The organism is Streptomyces sp. NBC_01142, assembly GCF_026341125.1.
In the GTDB taxonomy this organism is placed as follows: domain Bacteria; phylum Actinomycetota; class Actinomycetes; order Streptomycetales; family Streptomycetaceae; genus Streptomyces.
The window spans coordinates 132,525-146,741 of the sequence record NZ_JAPEOR010000003.1; the positions used below are offsets into that span (position 1 = coordinate 132,525).

Below are 14,217 nucleotides of genomic sequence, written 5' to 3' on the forward strand. Positions count from 1 at the left end.
CGCAACCCTTCGTCAGCCGCCTCTGAAGGATGACCTGTCGGGTTCGGACGGACGAAGATGCCCGGCCGCGGATGCGGCTTCACCCCGAGGGACGGCCAGACTTTCCGGCCACCCCGACGTGCTTGGGTCCTCCACTCCTGCCGATGCACTTCTGTCGACCAGACATCCGGGGCGGCGGCAGGACTCGGCGTCCGCCCGGACCGCCCCGCCGAGGTGGCGGGGGCTTGTCGTCTCAGGGATCTTGACCCACACCGGGCCGGATTTCCGAGCGAAACGTCGGTTTGTGAGGCTGATCACGACTGACCTGTTCGGGTGGACAGGGTGCATTTGGAGTACGGTCCGCGACACCCGAGGACCGCCGCACCAGCAGCGGAACAGCACATTCCGTCAGATCGGTAGTCATGGTGTGCAACTTTTGCGGTACCTGCGGCAGCGGCAGTGGCTCCACCGAATGGGGTAGCTCTCCTGGTACCCGTATGGCGGTTGACGGGAGCAGATGGTGCGTCAACTCTCCGAAGAGGGCGGCATGGTCACCCGGCCCGCCCTGCGTTCACCGCCGAGGACCCGGAGGGCTTCGGCGAGGGTAGCCGAGTGCACCTCGCTCTCGCCGCGCAGATGCATCAGCGTCAGCGCCTCCTTGAGGGCGGCGGCCCGGCCGACCAGCGCCTGCGCCGCGCGGAGCGCGCCATAGGTGTGAGTGGAGCGGGAGGGATTGATCCGCCCCAGGAGATCGACGACTTCGAGATAGCTGTCGATGAACTCGCACTCGGCGCGGGTCAGTGCGGGCAGCGGCGGGAGTTCGGGTGGGAGCATCGGGGGCTCACCGTGAACCGGGGGAGGCGAGCGATGACTTGCGGTTCCTGATGACGTGATCGACCAGACCGTAGGCCTTGGCGTCCTCGGCGTCGAAGATCTTGTCCCGTTCCAGGTCGGCGGCGATCCGCCCGGCGTCCTGTCCGGTGTGGCGTACGAGCATCTGGGCGAGTTGGGCGCGCAGCCGCAGCAATTCCTGCGCATGGATCTCCAGATCGGACGGCTGGCCCCGCAATGGTTCCTCGATGGCGGGCTGCTGGACGACGACCCGGGCGCCGGGCAGAGCCATCCGCTTGCCCGGGGCGCCGGCGGCGAGGAGAACCGCCGCGGTCGAAGCGGCCTGGCCCAGGCAGGTCGTCTCCACGTCGCAGGTGACGACTTGCATCGTGTCGTAGATCGCGGACATGGCGCTGATCGAGCCGCCGGGGGAGTTGATGTACAGACAGATGTCCCGGTCCGGTGCGGCGTACTCAAGATGCAGGAACTGCGCGATCACATCGTTGGCCGCGGTGTCGTCGACGGCGGTCCCGAGGAAGATGATCCGCTCGTCGAGCAGCTTCGAGTACGGATCGAGTGTGCGGGTTCCCGAGGTGGTGCGCTCCGTGAACTGGGGCAGGACATAGCGGGCGGCGGGGCGGTTCATGACGTACCTCTCCTCATGTACGGACCTCTGTAAAAAATGTACAGGACGTACAGACCGTTATGATGGGGAGCATGGCCTACGAGATTCCGGTGACGCAAGCCCGCGCAGAGCTCGCCGAACTGATCAACCGCGTCGTCTACGGCGGGGAGCGCGTTGTCGTGACCCGGCACGGGAAGCCGCTCGTGGCGCTGGTTTCCGCCGCTGACCTGGAGCGACTCGAGCGCGATCAGGAGGCGGCCGAGGAGCAGGTGATCAGCTCCGTCTCCTCGCTCGGCTCGTCCGCGTCCGCTTCCGGCGAACGGGGTCGCTTCGGTCTGGCCGCCGAGCACCGCCGCCCCGACCGGCGCGACTGACGGCGCCCGCCGGGGGCGGGCTTGCGCTCCCGCGCTAAGAGCCCACGCAAAAGGCCCACGCAAAGGGCCGCGCGCCCCCGTCCGCTACAGCGGGGGCGCACGGCCGGTCGGAGGGGTCGGTCAGCCGACGGGCGCCGGTGCGGCTTCGCGGTGCTCCGCCGCTACAGCGGGGGTCCGTCCGCCGCGGCTGCCGGTGATCAGCATCGCTGCAAGTCCGAGCGCGGCCCAGATCGACAGGGTGAGGACAGATGCGGCTGCGCCGCTGCCGTCGAAGTACGTCACCGAGCGGAGCAGTGTCGCACCCGCGCCCGGCGGCAGCCACTGGCCGATCACGCCGACCGGCTCCGGCAGCAGTTCGGGTGCGCTCGCGGCCCCCGAGAAGGGGTTCCCGAGGAGCACCACCAGCAAGGCTCCGAGCGCGATTCCCGGCGTGCGGAGCAGGGCGCCGAGTCCGGCAACCGCCGCGCCGATGGCCAGGACGGTCAGGCCGAGCACGCCCGCCTCGGTCCACCAGGGGCCGGTGAGGACGCCGAGCCAGCTGTGGGCGAGGGCGGTCGCGGTAAGGCCGACCAGGACGGATGCGCCGACCAGGGAGGTCGCCGCCCGGGTCCCGCGCAGCCGCATGAAGGTCACGACAGCGCCGACGGCCACACCGGCCAGTGCGAGCGGCAGGATGCTCGCCGCCAGCGCGCTGCCGCGCGGGTCGCCCGGGGGTGTCGGCACGACATCGGTCACCTGCACCTGGGTCCCGGACGGCGCCTGCGAGGTGACGGCCTCCTTCAGGAGCTGGGCGGCGACCGGGCTCGCCGCCGAGGCGGTCAGCAGCTGCGGCGCCCCGTCGGCGACGACGACCGCTCCGTATACGACCCGGTCCTCGATCGCGGCGCGGGCGGCGGCCCCGTCGGCGTAGCGGTGAATGTCGAAGGTGCCCTCCCGCTGCTCGAGGTGTTGCTCCAGCTGGGTGACCGCGGTCGCCGGTCCCGCGATGCCGATGGGTACGTCGCGCGGTGCGGTGCGGGCGGCTGGCCAGGCGAAGGCCCACAGGGCGAGCGCTACCACCATGGGGGCCAGGACCATGACCGCGATCATGCGGTGGGTTGGTGTGGCGGACATGATGACCCTCGATTCAAAGAGAAGGATCGTTCGTTTTTGTCGGTGGCCCCACTGTCCCGCCGGCTTGTGTCCTTGTCAAGAATGAATGTTCGTTTTAAGTTGGCGGCATGGCCCGTGTATCCCAGGAACACCTCGACGCCCGCCGCCGCCAGATCCTCGACGGCGCCGCCCGCTGCTTTGCCCGCAACGGCTTCCATGCCACATCGATGCAGGACATCCTGCGCGAGGCGGGCCTGTCGGCCGGCGCGGTCTACCGCTACTTCCGCAGCAAGGAGGAGCTGATCGCAGCCATCGCCGACGAGGCGTTCGCCGGGATCCGCGGCGCCTTCGAGGCCGCCGCCAGGACCACCCCGCCGCCCACCCCCGACGTCCTTCTCGGGCGGGTGCTGCGCAGCATGCTGGAGGACCAGGTCCCCGGCGGTGACCGGCAGGCGTTCGCCCGGCTCATCGTGCAGGTGTGGACCGAGACCCTGCGCAACGAGCAGCTCGCCGCCACGCTGGCCGAGGGATACGGCGGAATGCGCCTGGCCTGGGCGAGGCTCGTGGACGCCTACCGCGACAACGGCCTGATGAGTTCGGACGTACCCGCCGACCATGTGGCCCGCACGCTCATCGCCACCGCCCAGGGCTTCATCGCCCAGGAGGCGCTCTTCGGCGACGTACAGGTCGAGGCGCTGGAGGACGGGCTGCGGGCGCTGATGTCCATGAAGGATCCCAAGATCAGTTAACGCGGAGGAAAAACTTGCGCCCTAACGTTCAACTGCTGGTCGTGACACACCCGTGTATTGGTCAACAAGGTGGTGGCGCCAGCTAGTGTCCCGCTGCGCCCAGGCGGGACTGGGCCGGAAGACAGTGAGGTGGACACGTGCAACTCTCCCCGCACGAACAGGAAAGGCTGCTCATCCATGTGGCCGCCGATGTGGCGGAGAAGCGCCGGGCACGCGGGGTGATGCTGAACCACCCCGAATCCGTCGCCCTGATCACCTCGCACATCCTCGAAGGCGCGCGCGACGGCCGCACCGTCGCCGAACTCATGGCGTCGGGCCGCAAAGTGCTCAACCGCTCGGACGTCATGGAGGGCATCCCCGAGATGATCCACGACGTCCAGGTCGAGGCGACCTTCCCGGACGGCACCAAGCTGGTCACCGTCCACGACCCGATCGTCTGAGGAGGAGCGCCGCAGATGATCCCCGGAGAGATCCTTTTCGCCGACGGCCCCGTTGCTCTCAACGAGGGCCGTGAGGTCACCCGCCTCGCCGTCGTCAACGCTGCCGACCGGCCTGTCCAGGTCGGCTCCCACTACCACTTCGCCGAGGCCAACCCCGGCCTGGACTTCGACCGCGCGGCCGCGCGCGGCAAGCGGCTGCACATCGCAGCGGGGACCGCCGTACGTTTCGAACCCGGCATCCCCGTCGACGTCGAACTCGTCCCCTTCGCCGGTCTGCGTGTCATCGCCGGTCTGCGGGGAGAGACCGGAGGTGCTCTCGATGCCTGATCTGGACCGCGCGGTCTACGCCGATCTCTTCGGCCCCACCACCGGCGACCGGATCCGGCTCGCCGACACCGACCTGCTCGTCGAGATCGAGGAGGACCGCTCGGGCGGCCCCGGACTCGCCGGCGACGAGGCCGTGTTCGGCGGCGGCAAGGTGATCCGCGAGTCGATGGGCCAGTCCCGTACGACACGGGCCGAAGGCGCACCCGACACCGTGGTCACCGGCGCGGTCGTCATCGACCACTGGGGCATCGTCAAGGCCGACATCGGCATCCGCGACGGCCGGATCACCGGTATCGGCAAGGCCGGCAACCCCGACACCATGGACGGGGTCCATCCCGGTCTCGTCATCGGCCCCGAGACCGAAGTCATCGCGGGCAACGGGAAGATCGTCACCGCGGGCGCCATCGACGCCCATGTCCACTTCATCTCGCCGACCATCGTCGACCAGGCACTCGCGACCGGTGTCACCACCCTCGTCGGCGGCGGCACCGGCCCGGCCGAGGGCACCAAGGCCACCACCATCACCCCGGGCCCCTGGCACCTTGCCCGGATGTTCGAGGCGCTGGAGACCTTCCCGGTCAACGTCGGGCTGCTCGGCAAGGGCAACACGATGTCCCGCGACGCCATGTACTCCCAACTGCGCGGCGGAGCACTCGGGTTCAAGATCCACGAGGACTGGGGGGCCACCCCCGCCGTCATCGACGCCTGCCTCGGCGTCTGCGAGGAGACCGGCGCCCAGCTCGCCATCCACACGGACACACTGAACGAGGCCGGGTTCGTCGGGGACACCCTCGCCGCCATCGCCGGCCGCACCATCCACGCCTATCACACCGAGGGCGCGGGCGGCGGGCACGCTCCGGACATCATCACCGTGGTCTCCGAGCCGCACATACTGCCCAGCTCCACCAACCCGACCCGGCCGCACACCGTCAACACCATCGAGGAACACCTCGACATGCTGATGGTCTGCCACCACCTCAACCCGGCCGTGCCCGAGGATCTCGCCTTCGCCGAGTCCCGTATCCGGCCCTCCACCATCGCGGCCGAGGACATCCTGCACGACCTCGGCGCCATCTCGATCATCTCCTCCGACTCCCAGGCCATGGGCCGGATCGGTGAGGTGGTCATGCGCACCTGGCAGACCGCGCATGTGATGAAGAAGCGCCGCGGCGCACTCCCCGGCGACGGCCGCGCCGACAACCACCGCGCCCGTCGCTATGTCGCCAAATACTCGATCAACCCGGCGGTGGCCCAAGGTCTCGACCACGAGGTCGGCTCGGTCGAGACCGGAAAGCTCGCCGACCTGGTGCTGTGGGAGCCGGCCTTCTTCGGGGTCAAGCCGCAGCTCGTCATCAAAGCCGGGCAGATAGCGTACGCGCAGATGGGCGACGCCAACGCCTCCATCCCCACCCCGCAACCGGTGCTGCCGCGGCCGATGTTCGGCGCGCTCGGCAAGGCCGCGTCGGCGGGCTCGTTCAACTTCGTCGCCGAAGCGGCCATCGAGGACGGCCTGCCCGAACGCCTCGGCCTGGACAAGAAGTTCGTACCGATCAAGAACACCCGGCGGGTCACCAAGGCAGATATGAGGGAGAACGACGCGCTGCCCCGCGTCGAGGTCGACGCCGACACCTTCACGGTGACGATCGACGGCGAGCCGGTCGAGCCCGCCCCGGCGGTGGAACTGCCCATGGCGCAGCGCTACTTCCTGTTCTGACCATGGACGATTCCTCCCCCGTACGCCGGCGAGAGTCCCGGTCCGCCCAGGAGGCGGCCAGGGCCGGCGCCGACGTGCACCCGCGCGAAGACTCCGAGCCGTCCGGCCCGGGAAGCCGAACCACCGGCTCTCCCGCTCCGGCGGCACGCGCGGCCCTGCTCATCCTCGCCGACGGCCGCTTCCCCGCCGGTGGCCACGCCCACTCCGGCGGAGCCGAACCGGCCGTCAAGTCAGGACGGATCCGCGACGCCCGGGACCTGGCGGACTTCTGCCGGGGCCGGCTGCACACCACCGGGCTCACCTCTGCTGCGCTCGCCGCCGCTGCCGCCCTGGGGCTCGACCCGTTGGCGCTCGACGAGGCAGCCGACGCCCGTACCCCCTCACCCGCCCTGCGGGCCACCGCCCGCAGACTCGGCCGGCAGATGATGCGCGCCGCCCGCTCCACCTGGCCGGGTCCGGAGCTCGACGCGCTCGCCGCCGCCCGCCCACGCGGCGCACATCAGCCGATCGTGCTCGGGCTCGCCGCCCGCTCGGCCGGGCTGGGACCCGAGGACGCCGCGCACTGTGTCGTGTACGAGACGGTCAGTGGCCCGGCCACCGCCGCCGTACGGCTCCTCAGCCTGGACCCCTTCGAGGCCACCGCCGTCCTCGCCCGCCTCGCCCCCGAGCTCGACCAGGTCGCCGAGCGGGCCGCACGCGCCGCGCACCGGGGCATCGACGCGCTGCCCGCCGCCTCGGCCCCGCTGCTCGACATCACGGCGGAGGCCCATGCCGCCTGGCCCGTACGTCTCTTCGCATCCTGAAACCACTGGAGCCGCACCATGCACCTCGACCACGGCCACGACACCGCCATGGCTGTCAGCGCCGACGCCGTTCGCCCCGACGGCACCCGGCGGGCCCTGCGCATCGGACTCGGCGGACCCGTCGGCTCCGGCAAGACCGCGACCGTCGCCGCGCTCTGCCGCGTCCTGCGGGACCGGCTGTCCATCGCCGTCGTCACCAACGACATCTACACCCGCGAGGACGCCGAATTCCTGCTCCGTAACGCCGTACTGCCGCCGGAGCGCATCCAGGCGGTCGAGACCGGAGCCTGCCCGCACACCGCGATCCGCGACGACATCTCCGCCAACCTCGAGGCCGTCGAGGACCTCGAGGAGAGCGTGGGTCCGCTGGACCTGATCCTTGTCGAATCCGGCGGCGACAATCTCACCGCGACCTTCTCCAAGGGCCTCGTCGACGCCCAGGTGTTCGTCATCGATGTCGCGGGCGGTGACGACATTCCGCGCAAGGGCGGTCCCGGCGTCACCACCGCCGACCTGCTCGTGATCAACAAGACCGACCTCGCGCCCCACGTCGGCTCCGACCTCGGCCGGATGGCGCGGGACGCCAAGGAGCAGCGCGGTGAACTACCGGTCGCCTTCACTTCGTTGAAGGGGGAGGAGGGGGTGGGGCCGGTGGCCGACTGGGTGCGCGCACAGCTCGCCGCCTGGACCGCATGAGCATCCGGGCAACGGCCCGCATCGTCGCCACCCGCGAGGGCCTGCCGGTGCTGGAGAGCGACGGGCCGCTCGCGCTGCGCCGCACCCGCGCCACCGGTCCGTACGCCGGCGCACGGCACACCAGCCGGGTCACCGTCGTGGGTGCCATGAGCGCACCGCTCGGCGGCGACCGGCTCGCCATCGAGGCCGAGGTGCGACAAGGCGCACGGCTCACCGTCGACTCGGCCGCCGCAACCATCGCTCTGCCCGGACGCGCCCTGGAACCCGCCCAGTACGACGTGCGGTTGACGGTGGGAGACGATGCCGAGCTGCGCTGGCTGCCGGAACAGCTCATCTCCGCGTGCGGAAGTGATCTCCGGATGCGTACCCGTGTCGAACTGGCCGCCACCGCACGGCTGGTGCTGCGCGAGGAGCAGATCCTGGGAAGGCACGGCGAGCAGCCCGGCACCCTCGCCACCCGCCTCACCGTCCACCGCGCGGGACGTCCGCTGCTGGACCAGGAGCTCCGTTACGGTCCAGGCGCGCCCGGCGGCTGGGACGGCGGTGCCGTACTGGCCGGGCACCGGGCCACGGGGCAGCTCCTGCTCGTGGATCCGGGGTTCGAGGAGAAGCCCCTCGAACCCCGGCTGCTGGGGGAGACGGCGGTGCTCACTCCGCTCGCCGGTCCCGCCGTGCTGGTCACCGCCGTCGCGCCGGACGCCCGGGAACTGCGGCGTCTGCTCGACCGGGTACTCAGCACCGAAGGCTGGTGAAGCATCAGCCGCCGATGTACCAGGTGAAGCCGCCCGACGATGCCGCGACGGCGAGCAGGACGGCGAAGACGACGAGGTCGACGATACCGAGCACGATCGCGGCCTTCGCCATACCGGCGCCGCCCTTGGCGGCAGCCTGCCGGCGGCCCACCACTCCGAAGATGATCGCGAGCGGCCCGAGCACGACGTTGAAGAAAAGCAGGCCGATGATGCCGCAGACGAGGCCGGCGATGGCGAGGCCGTTCGTACCGGACCGAGCGTGGCTGTGCATGCCACTGGTGCTGTGACCGGACATCAGAACTCCCTGAACCAGAGGGACTTGAGAACCTCCGGGTTACCCGCAAGCCCCGGTCCATGCCTCCCGCATACGGACGCACCGCTCAGCGGGACAGTGCGCACCGGTTATTGGTTCGGTAAAGAAACGCCTGTGCGCCCTGTTCCCGGTGACCCCACAGACGAAAGGATCCCCCGGAGAGTTCGACTACTGCAGGGGGAGATTTTTCGTGAGACGCACAGCAGTGCTCGGCGCGGCCGGCACTCTGATGGCGGGAACCCTCGTGGCGGGGGCGATCGCGGCCCCGGTGGCCAGTGCCGACGGCCGCCATCAAGGCTCGTCCGAGGCGCGTGGAGTTCAGATCGCCGCGGAGCGGGCCGCCAAGAAGGGCATCGACTGGGCGGACTGTCCGGCGGACTGGGGTCTCGCCAAGCCGATCACGTGCGGCTCGGTGAGCGTTCCGCTCGACTACGCCCGGCCCAACGGCAAGCAGATCAAGATAGCCGTCGACCGCATCGGCAACACCGGCACCAAGGCGGACCGCCAGGGCGCCCTCGTCTACAACCCGGGCGGTCCCGGCGGCTCGGGCATGCGCTTCCCGACGCGGGTCACCAACAAGAACCCGATCTACGCGAACATGGCGAAGGCATACGACTTCGTCGGCTTCGACCCGCGTGGCGTCGGCCACTCGACCCCCATCTCCTGTGTCGACCCGCAGGAGTTCGTCAAGGCGCCGAAGCCCGACCCGGTGCCCGACAGTGAGGCCGACAAGCGCGCGCAGCGCAAGCTCGCCGCGGAGTACGCGGACGGGTGCGCCGAGCGCAGCGGCTGGATGCTGCCGCACATGACCACGCCGAACACCGCACGCGACCTCGACGTCGTCCGGGCCGCCCTCGGTGAGAAGAAGCTCAACTACCTGGGTGTCTCCTACGGCACCTACCTCGGCGCGGTCTACGCGACGCTCTTCCCCGGCCACGTCCGGCGGATGATCGTCGACAGCGTGGTCAACCCGTCGCGGGAGAAGATCTGGTACCAGGCCAACCTCGACCAGGACGTCGCCTTCCAGACGCGCTGGGACGACTGGAAGGCCTGGATCGCCAAGAACGACGCGGTCCTCCACATCGGGAACACCCCCGAGAAGGTCGAGCAGCAGTGGGTGAAGCTGCGGGCCACCGCCAAGAAGAAGCCACTCGGCGGAGTCGTCGGGCCGGCCGAGCTCATCGGATTCTTCCAGAGCGCTCCCTACTACGACTCCGCCTGGGTGCCCGTCGCCCAGACGTGGAGCAAGTACATCGCCGGTGACACCCAGGCACTGGTCGACGCCGCGGCTCCCGACCTGTCCGACACCGCGGGCAACATCGCCTCCGAGAACGGCAACGCCGTCTACACGGCCGTCGAGTGCGCGGACGCCAAGTGGCCGACCAGCTGGAAGAAGTGGGACCGGGACAACACCCGGCTCCACCGGGACCACCCCTTCATGACCTGGGCCAACGCCTGGATGAACCTCCCGTGCGCCACCTGGTCGTCCAAGCAGCACACGCCCGTGAACGTAAAGTCGGGCAAGGGCCTGCCGCCGGTGCTCATCGTGCAGGCCACGCGTGACGCCGCCACTCCGTTCGACGGCGCCGTCGAGCTGCACAAGCGGCTCAAGGGCTCGCGTCTGATCATCGAGAAGGGCGCCGGTTCGCACGGTGTGACCGGCCAGGTCAACCCGTGCATCAACGACCGGGTGGACGCCTACCTGCTCAGCGGCAAGGTCGACAGCCGCGATGTGTCGTGCTCCCCGCACGCCACGCCGAAGCCGTAAGGCTCAGCTCTACGGGGGAGGGGCGGCCGGTCACGGCCGCCCCTCCCTGCTGTCGGCCCGCGGCTCTCAGCCGGCGATGTCCGCCGTACGGGGCTCCGCGATCGCGACGTAGTCCGCCGTCCGCAGCGCCAGCGAACGGTCCAGTCGCGCCGCATTGAAGAAGATCTCCTCATGGACCAACAGGCCGGGATCCACGACGAGTTCGAGCTCGGGGTCGAACGAGAACGGCAGGATGGTGCCGCTGACGCTCCGCGCCAGCCGCTCGGCCGCCTCGGGAGTCGCGAATCCGGCGTACGAACCGCCCAGCAGGGCCTTCACCGCGCCCAGGTCCACCCGCCGGTCGCCGGGGACCACGGCCAGGACGTACCGCTTCTCCTTCTTGCCGATCTTCACCATCACGACGATGCACTTGGCGGCCTGCGCAAGGGTGTTGCCGCGCAGCGCACTGACCGCCTCGGTCGCCCCCTGCTCCTCGTGCTCGATGATCCGGTACGCCGCACCGTGCTCGTCCAGCAGCCCGGTCAACTTGGCGTAGGTGTCGTGCTGTTCGCCCACTGTGCTTTCCTCGCTCATTTCGCTCCCCGTCCGTGTTGCTCCAGCCGGGCGTCCTCCACGGCGTGGCCGAAGAGATCGCCCTGCGGAGCGTACTGCGCGGCCATTTCCGGGAAGGCCTCAGTCCGCTCCGTGCCGTGCGGCTGCGCAGAGAGCCACTCGACGATCGTCGGCAGCGACTGCTCGTACCCGGTGACGGCCGCCGGCCCCGGCCGGTTCGCCGAGCGCGGACTCACTCTCAGCTTCTGCGCCGCGGGAACCTCTTCGGCTGCTCCTGCTCGTCCTTCACCTCGGCGGCGTACCGGTCCACGTACTCCTGACCGGACAGTTCGAGGATCGCGTACATGATTTCGTCGGTGACCGCGCGGATCGCGGCCTTCTCGTTCTCCATGCCTGTGTACCGCGAGAAGTCCAGCGGCTCGCCGAAGCGGACGGTGACCCGTTTGATCTTCGGTACGACCTGACCGGGTGGCTGGATCTCGAACGTCCCCACCATCGCGCACGGCACCACCGGCACATGCGCCCTCAGCGCCATCACGGCGACTCCGACCTTGCCCTTGTAGAGGCGGCCGTCGTGCGAGCGCGTGCCCTCGGGATAGATCCCCAGCAGCTCACCCTTGCTCAGCACGCCGAGGCCTTCGCGGATCGCCGCCTTGCCGGCCTCCTTGCCCGAGCGGTCCACCGGGATCTGCCCGGCGCTGCGGAAGAACGCCGCCGTCAGCCGGCCCTTGAGTCCCGGGCCCGTGAAGTACTCGGCCTTGGCGAGGAAGGTGATACGCCGTTTGATGATCGCGGGCATCAGGAAGTGGTCCGAGAACGACAGATGATTGCCCGCGACGATCGCCGCGCCCTCCGCAGGGATGTGCTCGAGTCCTTCGATCCTGGGCCGGAACAGCAGCCGCAACAGCGGACCCAGGATGACGTATTTGAGCACGTAGTAGAACAACGGGGGCGCTCCTCACTCCGTGGGACCGGCTCCAGGGCTGCGTTGTGCCAGGTCATCAGGTGTGCTGGGGAGATCAGTGTAGGTGCAGCTGTCGCCGTGTGTAAGCGTCTGCGATCAGACAGGCGCTGACTCGATGCCGACATTGCTGATGCTATGTCAGCTGCCCTCGGTCGTCGTCCCGGTCCGGAAGGCGGCGCTGTGGTCGGTGGCCCAGCCGCGGTAGGTGCGCGCGGGACGGCCGAGAAGGCGCGGGAGGGTGTCGTCGGTGCCCGCCTTGGCGCCGCCCCGCTGACGGTCCGCGCTCTCCAGCAGGGCGTCGGCGATGGCCTGGGGGTAGCGGGCGAGGAGCTGCCCGCGGTTCTCTTCGCGGCTGAGCTCCTCGAAGCGCAGACGGCGGCCCTGCACGTCGGAGAGGATGTCCGTCTGCTGCGCGGGGGTGAGCGGCTCGGGGCCGGTGAGGGCATGGGCCTGCCCCTCGTGGCCCGGTTCGGTGAGAGCCTGTACGGCGGCGTCGGCGATGTCGCGCGGGTCGACGGTGGCGTTGGGGGCCGAGCCGTGCGGGGCACGGACGACGCCCTCCTGACGGACGGAGCGGGCCCAGCCGAGAGTGTTGGACATGAAGGATCTCGGGCGCAGGAAGGTCCAGGCGATGCCCGAGGTGCGGATGCGGTCCTCGGCGTCGCGCTGCCAGCAGGTGATCAGATCGTTGGCTTCCGGATCGGCGACGGCGAGAGCCGAGAGTTTCACCAGGTGCCGTACCCCCGCGGCACGGGCGGCCGTGACGAGGTGGGCGTCGTGCTCGGGGCGCAGGGGATCGGCAGTGATGAGCAGGGCCGCGCGTACGCCGGTCATGGCGGCGGTGAGGCCGGCCGCGTCCGTGTAGTCGACGGCCGCGGCCTGAACCTGCGGGCCGGTTCGGGTCAGGCGTTCGGGATGGCGAGCCAGGACCCGCACGGCATGGACCCCCGCCAGCCGGTCGACGACATGCCGGCCGACGGTGCCGGTGGCTCCGGTCACCAGGATCATGGGTTGCTCCTGTTCGTTGGTGCACGCACGGTGAGGGCGTCCGCTCACGCCGCATGGCCGTGACCCGGTGGTGATCCACCGGGTCACGGCCATGGCTGCGAATGCGGCTGATGCGGTGTCAGCCGTTCGCCGCGGTGGTGAGCTCGGCAGTGGTCAGCAGGCAGCCGAAGACGGTCTCGCCGTCCTGGTGTCCGACGAGCCGTATGCCGCCCGCGGGGTGGTCGGGGCCTTCGGCCACGGGCTCCGCGTCGATCCAGCAAGGGCTGTCGAATTCCACATACCGGTGGAAGGTGCTGTCCATGGAGACGGGGACCAGCGTCCTGCCGGGCGGGGACATGGCTACGGCCGCCTGGCGGGCCGCCTCCAGCAGGACCATCCCGGGGATGTGGTCGTCGAGGTGGTCGAAGAGGATGGGGTGGCCGGTGTTGGCGTGCAGCTGCCAGCGCTGCGGCGTCTCACTCGGAGCCAGGACCACGTCGAACTCGGACGTACGGCCGACGGTGGCCGGGGGGAGGGGCGTCGGAGCGGTGGCGAAGGCGGCGCCGGCCTGCGGTGCTGCCGCGGCGGGCGTGGACGTCCGCGCGTTGCGCAGCCTTTGGTACACGGCGGGCGAGGTGCAGGTGAAGCGTGCACCCCCGGTGGCGACGATGCGGCCCTCGTGGCGGGCTGTCACGGTGTAGGAGCCCGAGAGCCTGCTGCCCGAGCGGCGTATCTCGGTGTAGACCACGTCGAGTTCCAGATCGGCGGGCCTGTTGCCAATGGTCAGGTTCTCGGGATGTACCGCGAAGTGCAGGTCCCACATCAGGAAGCGGTGTCCGAGAGGGACGTCGTGTACGGCGTGTGCCACCAGTACGCCCGCCTGCCGGACGGTCTCGCCGGCGAGCATGGAATCGTAGTGGCCGAGAATCGGCGTGTAGAAGCTGTGAGCCCTGGGCCATTGGGCAAAGACACGTATGCGGTCGTCGTCGGACACGGTCCAGCCGGTGAGGAAGACCTCGGCGACGGCGGCCCTGTGTACCAGTTGTCGAGGAACGGTCGAGGTCAACTGCTGAGCAGTGGCTGTCGAACGACTACCGTGGGCGGTCACGCCTCTTCGTGTGCAGTCATCGGCTAACAGCGACTGGATCATGATACCCCCTGTAATGCATTAACCAGTTCGAATCGTCCTGCAGACGAGAAAGATACCTACTGGCAGGTTTCGTTTGCAACCGTTTGACTTCGGCATGTCAT

Annotated in this window: 18 protein-coding genes and 1 riboswitch; of the genes, 9 read left to right on the forward strand and 9 right to left on the reverse strand. The window is 69.7% G+C overall.

The window, feature by feature from the left end; all coding sequences use genetic code 11:
- Positions 1-2: 2 nt before the first annotated feature.
- Positions 3-190, reverse strand: a riboswitch (cyclic di-AMP (ydaO/yuaA leader).
- A gap of 314 nt (positions 191-504) precedes the next feature.
- Positions 505-813 carry a hypothetical protein gene (locus tag OG883_RS34705; protein ID WP_266550108.1) on the reverse strand — a complete coding sequence of 103 codons (309 nt, stop codon included), beginning with the start codon at positions 811-813 and terminating at the stop codon, positions 505-507.
- Positions 814-820: 7 nt separating this feature from the next.
- Positions 821-1,456: an ATP-dependent Clp protease proteolytic subunit gene (locus OG883_RS34710; protein ID WP_266550111.1), complete on the reverse strand. Its 636-nt coding sequence runs from the start codon at positions 1,454-1,456 to the stop codon at positions 821-823.
- A gap of 71 nt (positions 1,457-1,527) precedes the next feature.
- Here OG883_RS34710 and OG883_RS34715 point away from each other — a divergent pair, with 71 nt between their 5' ends.
- Positions 1,528-1,809, forward strand: coding sequence for a type II toxin-antitoxin system Phd/YefM family antitoxin (locus OG883_RS34715; RefSeq protein WP_266550114.1), 282 nt, complete (start codon positions 1,528-1,530; stop codon positions 1,807-1,809).
- 120 nt (positions 1,810-1,929) lie between these two features.
- Here the strand turns inward: OG883_RS34715 and OG883_RS34720 are convergent, their stop codons facing one another.
- Positions 1,930-2,922: an ABC transporter permease gene (locus OG883_RS34720; RefSeq protein ID WP_266550117.1), complete on the reverse strand. Its 993-nt coding sequence runs from the start codon at positions 2,920-2,922 to the stop codon at positions 1,930-1,932.
- A 107-nt stretch (positions 2,923-3,029) separates the two neighbouring features.
- On the opposite strand from OG883_RS34720, the gene OG883_RS34725 reads away from it, so the two are divergent.
- From OG883_RS34725 to OG883_RS34755, 7 genes are all read left to right on the forward strand, one after another.
- The gene (locus tag OG883_RS34725) at positions 3,030-3,650 is read left to right on the forward strand and encodes a TetR/AcrR family transcriptional regulator (RefSeq protein ID WP_266550118.1); all 621 of its coding nucleotides are present in this window, start codon (positions 3,030-3,032) and stop codon (positions 3,648-3,650) included.
- 137 nt (positions 3,651-3,787) lie between these two features.
- Positions 3,788-4,090 (forward strand): urease subunit gamma, encoded by a 303-nt coding sequence (locus OG883_RS34730; RefSeq protein ID WP_266550124.1) that lies wholly within the window; start codon positions 3,788-3,790, stop codon positions 4,088-4,090.
- Between the two features lie 15 nt (positions 4,091-4,105).
- Positions 4,106-4,417 carry an urease subunit beta gene (locus OG883_RS34735; RefSeq protein ID WP_266550145.1) on the forward strand — a complete coding sequence of 104 codons (312 nt, stop codon included), beginning with the start codon at positions 4,106-4,108 and terminating at the stop codon, positions 4,415-4,417.
- Positions 4,410-6,131 (forward strand): urease subunit alpha, encoded by a 1,722-nt coding sequence (locus OG883_RS34740; protein WP_266550148.1) that lies wholly within the window; start codon positions 4,410-4,412, stop codon positions 6,129-6,131. The genes OG883_RS34735 and OG883_RS34740 overlap by 8 nt, the downstream gene beginning before the upstream one ends.
- Before the next feature lie 2 nt (positions 6,132-6,133).
- A complete protein-coding gene (locus tag OG883_RS34745; RefSeq protein ID WP_266550151.1) occupies positions 6,134-6,934 on the forward strand; it encodes an urease accessory protein UreF in 801 nt (266 codons plus the stop codon).
- Positions 6,935-6,952: 18 nt separating this feature from the next.
- Positions 6,953-7,630, forward strand: coding sequence for an urease accessory protein UreG (gene ureG / locus OG883_RS34750; protein WP_266550154.1), 678 nt, complete (start codon positions 6,953-6,955; stop codon positions 7,628-7,630).
- The gene (locus OG883_RS34755) at positions 7,627-8,382 is read left to right on the forward strand and encodes an urease accessory protein UreD (RefSeq protein ID WP_266550157.1); all 756 of its coding nucleotides are present in this window, start codon (positions 7,627-7,629) and stop codon (positions 8,380-8,382) included. Before ureG ends, OG883_RS34755 begins: the two co-directional genes overlap by 4 nt.
- A gap of 4 nt (positions 8,383-8,386) precedes the next feature.
- Here the strand turns inward: OG883_RS34755 and OG883_RS34760 are convergent, their stop codons facing one another.
- A complete protein-coding gene (locus OG883_RS34760) occupies positions 8,387-8,677 on the reverse strand; it encodes a DUF4190 domain-containing protein (RefSeq protein ID WP_266550160.1) in 291 nt (96 codons plus the stop codon).
- A 247-nt stretch (positions 8,678-8,924) separates the two neighbouring features.
- Between OG883_RS34760 and OG883_RS34765 the strand changes: the two genes are divergently transcribed.
- Complete coding sequence (locus OG883_RS34765; protein ID WP_266553081.1) at positions 8,925-10,463, forward strand: alpha/beta hydrolase; 1,539 nt, start codon at positions 8,925-8,927, stop codon at positions 10,461-10,463.
- 66 nt (positions 10,464-10,529) lie between these two features.
- Here the strand turns inward: OG883_RS34765 and OG883_RS34770 are convergent, their stop codons facing one another.
- The 5 genes from OG883_RS34770 to OG883_RS34790 form a co-directional block, all read right to left on the reverse strand.
- Entirely contained in the window at positions 10,530-11,036 is a 507-nt protein-coding gene (locus tag OG883_RS34770) for a YbaK/EbsC family protein (protein WP_266550162.1), read from the reverse strand.
- A complete protein-coding gene (locus OG883_RS34775) occupies positions 11,033-11,251 on the reverse strand; it encodes a hypothetical protein (protein WP_266550164.1) in 219 nt (72 codons plus the stop codon). The genes OG883_RS34770 and OG883_RS34775 overlap by 4 nt, the downstream gene beginning before the upstream one ends.
- A gap of 2 nt (positions 11,252-11,253) precedes the next feature.
- Positions 11,254-11,961, reverse strand: a complete 708-nt coding sequence (locus OG883_RS34780; protein WP_266550167.1) for a 1-acyl-sn-glycerol-3-phosphate acyltransferase — start codon at positions 11,959-11,961, stop codon at positions 11,254-11,256.
- A 156-nt stretch (positions 11,962-12,117) separates the two neighbouring features.
- A complete protein-coding gene (locus tag OG883_RS34785; protein ID WP_266550169.1) occupies positions 12,118-12,987 on the reverse strand; it encodes an NAD(P)H-binding protein in 870 nt (289 codons plus the stop codon).
- A 118-nt stretch (positions 12,988-13,105) separates the two neighbouring features.
- Complete coding sequence (locus OG883_RS34790; RefSeq protein ID WP_266550172.1) at positions 13,106-14,032, reverse strand: ScbA/BarX family gamma-butyrolactone biosynthesis protein; 927 nt, start codon at positions 14,030-14,032, stop codon at positions 13,106-13,108.
- Between the last annotated feature and the right edge of the window lie 185 nt (positions 14,033-14,217).

Coding starts and splice junctions, on each gene's coding strand:
- OG883_RS34745 (WP_266550151.1), top strand. CDS start 6,134: ATGGACGATTCCTCCCCCGTACGCCGGCGAGAGTCCCGGTCCGCCCAG.
- OG883_RS34735 (WP_266550145.1), top strand. CDS start 4,106: ATGATCCCCGGAGAGATCCTTTTCGCCGACGGCCCCGTTGCTCTCAAC.
- OG883_RS34755 (WP_266550157.1), top strand. CDS start 7,627: ATGAGCATCCGGGCAACGGCCCGCATCGTCGCCACCCGCGAGGGCCTG.
- OG883_RS34740 (WP_266550148.1), top strand. CDS start 4,410: ATGCCTGATCTGGACCGCGCGGTCTACGCCGATCTCTTCGGCCCCACC.
- OG883_RS34705 (WP_266550108.1), bottom strand. CDS start 813: ATGCTCCCACCCGAACTCCCGCCGCTGCCCGCACTGACCCGCGCCGAG.
- OG883_RS34725 (WP_266550118.1), top strand. CDS start 3,030: ATGGCCCGTGTATCCCAGGAACACCTCGACGCCCGCCGCCGCCAGATC.
- OG883_RS34710 (WP_266550111.1), bottom strand. CDS start 1,456: ATGAACCGCCCCGCCGCCCGCTATGTCCTGCCCCAGTTCACGGAGCGC.
- ureG (WP_266550154.1), top strand. CDS start 6,953: ATGCACCTCGACCACGGCCACGACACCGCCATGGCTGTCAGCGCCGAC.
- OG883_RS34760 (WP_266550160.1), bottom strand. CDS start 8,677: ATGTCCGGTCACAGCACCAGTGGCATGCACAGCCACGCTCGGTCCGGT.
- OG883_RS34785 (WP_266550169.1), bottom strand. CDS start 12,987: ATGATCCTGGTGACCGGAGCCACCGGCACCGTCGGCCGGCATGTCGTC.
- OG883_RS34715 (WP_266550114.1), top strand. CDS start 1,528: ATGGCCTACGAGATTCCGGTGACGCAAGCCCGCGCAGAGCTCGCCGAA.
- OG883_RS34720 (WP_266550117.1), bottom strand. CDS start 2,922: ATGTCCGCCACACCAACCCACCGCATGATCGCGGTCATGGTCCTGGCC.
- OG883_RS34765 (WP_266553081.1), top strand. CDS start 8,925: ATGGCGGGAACCCTCGTGGCGGGGGCGATCGCGGCCCCGGTGGCCAGT.
- OG883_RS34770 (WP_266550162.1), bottom strand. CDS start 11,036: ATGAGCGAGGAAAGCACAGTGGGCGAACAGCACGACACCTACGCCAAG.